1 protein-coding gene is annotated in these 2,718 nt (G+C 77.3%); it reads right to left on the bottom strand.

What is annotated here, in order from left to right; genetic code table 11:
- Positions 1 to 356: 356 nt before the first annotated feature.
- A partial coding sequence (cobT, locus tag SZN_RS36570) for a nicotinate-nucleotide--dimethylbenzimidazole phosphoribosyltransferase (RefSeq protein WP_007505766.1) occupies positions 357 to 2,718 on the bottom strand: 2,362 nt, incomplete at its 5' end.

Raw genomic sequence — 2,718 nt, 5'->3', positions numbered from 1 at the left:
CCGGGACGCCGGGGCCCCGTGTCGGCCACGCACCCGCGCCGGGCATCCGGCGCCGGAACCCTCGCCGCACCACACGCCCGCGCTCCGGGACACCGGGACCGTGATCACCCCGCGCCCCGGGACACCCGCCCGTGCCGGCCGCGCACCCGCGCAGGGCATCCGGCCGGAAACACGCCCAGCACCACACGCCCGCACCCGGGACCGCGCCCGCGGCGGGCGACGGGCCGGAGGCCCGGCGGGTCGTACGTCCGTCGTCGGGGCGCCCGGCCGGTGGTTCGCGCCGCGCTGACGCGGCACGGCCGGTCGGGCACCGAACCGCACGGGCGTACCCGGGGCCCCGCCGGTCGTCCGGGGCGCTACTTCTCGGTGACCCCCGCCGAGTCGAACGTCGCCACCTCGTGCATGGCCCGCGCCGTGCTCTGGACCAGGGGCAGGGCCAGCAGGGCGCCGGTGCCCTCGCCGAGCCGCAGGTCCAGGTCGACCAGGGGACGCAGGCCCAGCTTGTTCAGCGCGGCCACATGACCGGGCTCGGCGCTGCGGTGGCCCGCGATGCAGGCCGCCAGGACCTCCGGGGCGATCGCGCGGGCCACCAGCGCGGCGGCACCGGCGCTGACGCCGTCCAGGATCACCGGCGTACGCAGTGAGGCGCCGCCGAGCAGGAGGCCGACGAGGGCAGCGTGCTCGAAGCCGCCGATCGCGGCGAGGACGCCGATGGGGTCGGCCGGGTCGGGCCGGTGCTGCTCGACGGCACGCCGCACGACTTCGGTCTTGCGGGCCAGCGTCTCGTCGTTGATGCCGGTGCCGCGGCCGGTGACCTCGGCCGGGTCCGCGCCGGTGAACACGGAGATCAGCGCGGCCGACGACGTCGTGTTCGCGATGCCCATCTCGCCGGTGAGCAGGGCCTTGTTGCCCGCAGCCACCAGGTCGCGGGCGGTCTCGATGCCGACCTCGATGGCCTGCTTGGCCTCCTCGCGGGTCATCGCGGCGCCGGTCGTCATGTCGGACGTGCCCGCGCGGATCTTGCGGGGCAGGAGCCCGGGGGTGGCGGGCAGGTCCGCGGCGACGCCGACGTCCACGACGCAGACCTCGGCGCCGACCTGGGCGGCGAAGGCGTTGCAGACCGCGCCGCCGCCGAGGAAGTTGGCGACCATCTGGGCCGTGACCTCCTGCGGCCAGGGGGTGACGCCCTGGGCGTGCACCCCGTGGTCGCCGGCGAAGATCGCGACGGCCGCGGGCTCGGGGATCGGCGGCGGGCACTGGCGGGACAGACCGGACAGCTGCGCGGAGATGATCTCCAGCATGCCGAGCGCGCCGGCCGGCTTCGTCATGCGCTTCTGCCGCTCCCACGCCTCGCCGAGCGCCTTGGCGTCCAGCGGGCGGATCTGGGCGACGGTCTCGGCGAGCAGGTCGTGCGGCTCCTCGCCGGGCAGGGCGCGGCGGCCGTACGTCTCCTCGTGGACGACCCAGGACAGCGGGCGGCGCTTGGACCACCCGGCCTGCATCAGCTCGGGCTCGTCCGGGAACTCGTCGACGTACCCGACGCACAGGTAGGCGATGACCTCCAGGTGCTCGGGCAGGCCGAGGGCGCGGACCATCTCCCGCTCGTCGAAGAAGCTGACCCAGCCGACGCCTAGGCCCTCGGCGCGGGCGGCGAGCCAGAGGTTCTCGACGGCGAGCGCGGCGGAGTACGGCGCCATCTGCGGCTGGGTGTGCCGGCCGAGGGTGTGCCGGCCGCCGCGGGTGGGGTCGGCGGTGACGACGATGTTCACCGGGGTGTCGAGGATGGCCTCGATCTTCAGTTCCTTGAACTGCTTGGCGCGGCCCTTGGGGAGCGATTTCGCGTACGCCTCGCGCTGGCGCGTGGCCAGTTCGTGCATGGTGCGCCGGGTGTCCGCGGAGCGGATGACGACGAAGTCCCAGGGCTGGGAGTGGCCCACCGAGGGGGCGGTGTGGGCGGCCTCCAGGACGCGGAGCAGCACCTCGTGCGGGATGGGGTCGCCGCGGAAGCCGTTGCGGATGTCGCGGCGCTCGCGCATGACCTTGAGGACGGCCGCGCGCTCGGCGTCGTCGTAGCCGGGCGCGGCGGGGCCGGCCGGCCGCGGTGCCTCGTCCACGGCGGGCGTGCCGTCGTCCTCCGCGGTGTCCTGGGCGGGTGCCTGGCGCGGTCGCTGCGGGTCGTCCTGTCCGGCGGCGAGGGTGTCGAGGTCCTCCGCCCGCTGGACGATCTCGGGCTCGCCCTCGCGCGGCGCGGGCACGGTGGCGGCCGGGGTCTCCGCCCCGGGCGGGACGAGCGGCTGCGGCGGGGCCGGGGCCGGGTGCGGAGTGGTCGGCACCGAGCCGTCGACCGGGACGAAGGCGCCCGGCGGCTCGCCGGGGACGGCGCCCGCCGGGAGCGGCCCGCCCGGTTCCGCCGGGTCCTCGACGAGCGGTGCCGCGGGCACCTCCGGGCCGCGGAGCTGGGGGCCCGCGGGTTCACCGACGTAGGGCTCGGGGGCCTCGGCCGGTACGGCCTGCGCGGGGGCCCGGAGCGGCTGGACCGTGTCTTCCTGGGCGGCGGGGGGCTCGGCGGCGGCCACCTGCTCGGGGACGGTGTGCGGGACCGGCTGGGGCGCGGGCTCCGCGGGCGGGGCCGGTACCGCGGGGCCGGCGGTCGTCTCCGGGACCGGCGTGCCGGGTTCCCCGACCGGCTGCGGCTCCTCGGCGGGTACGGCGGGCTCG

The organism is Streptomyces zinciresistens K42 (genome assembly GCF_000225525.1).
Classification (GTDB): domain Bacteria; phylum Actinomycetota; class Actinomycetes; order Streptomycetales; family Streptomycetaceae; genus Streptomyces; species Streptomyces zinciresistens.
The sequence above is the reverse complement of the archived record's forward strand: the minus strand, read 5'-3'. Positions and strand labels throughout refer to the sequence as shown.